Raw genomic sequence first — 890 nt, 5'->3', positions numbered from 1 at the left:
AGCTCTGTTAGTTTTGGCTAGGCCTTTGCAACCTTCATAAGGTCTGCAATCTTTACATCCATTCCAAATCTTGCTTCATTCTTTTTCATGTATCTAAAAATAGAGATAAAGTCTGGCAATGACTTTAAGAAATTAAAGTTCTTGTGAATCTTTGCTCGGACAAACTTGAATACTTTATCATAAATTTTGTAATGCTCATCTACTGCTTTCTCATAAGCTGCAAAGTCATTCATGTTATCGATAAAAATATCAACACACTGCATACTGGGGATGATTCCCTCACCTAGCAACGCATAGACAGTACCTATTGATTCCCCTACTCCGACTACCTTTCCTTTGTAAAACGGTTTGCACTTGCCAGGAGTTGCCAATCTTATTGGTCTGCCCTTTGTTTGCAAAACTTTTCCTCCGTACTTTTTTAGAAAATCATCTGTTGCCTTGATGTGATTCTTTCTATAATCACCTGCACCAATATGTGCCCACTTTTCACCTAACGGAAAGTACCAAAAGTATCCAGACATTCCTGGAAACGGTTCAATGTAAAAATCATCAAATGGTACCTTGTCAGGATACTCTACTTTGTATTCGTATGTTGGCAAGAAAAAATCTTCTTCTAGTTTTGGCAGATATGCTCTTGCAAATCCTGTACAGTCAACTATCATGTCATATTCTTTTTCTAGCTCTTCTAGCTTTGGAGTCTCTCCGTAAATAATTTTAGAATCTTTTATGAAATCTTTGATTAAAGCCAACTTGTCATATGTGCACAAACCGTGCAAACCGATATCAAACTTTACATTGTTATTCATCTTTACATGCATATTCTTTCCGTCATGGATTAAAAAGTCATCAAAGTTTCGTCCAGTCTTTTTGCAGAATTTATCAAGCTCTGA

1 protein-coding gene is annotated in these 890 nt (G+C 36.2%); it reads right to left on the bottom strand.

Annotation, left to right across the window (positions count from 1 at the left end; translation table 11 throughout):
• Positions 1–17: 17 nt before the first annotated feature.
• The coding region (locus BG20_RS11090) for an NAD(P)/FAD-dependent oxidoreductase (protein WP_010195472.1) at positions 18–890 on the bottom strand (873 nt) is incomplete at its 5' end.

This window comes from Candidatus Nitrosarchaeum limnium BG20 (assembly GCF_000241145.1).
Taxonomy (GTDB): domain Archaea; phylum Thermoproteota; class Nitrososphaeria; order Nitrososphaerales; family Nitrosopumilaceae; genus Nitrosarchaeum; species Nitrosarchaeum limnae.
Note: the sequence above shows the minus strand (reverse complement) of the source record. Positions and strands in the feature narration are given on the sequence as shown.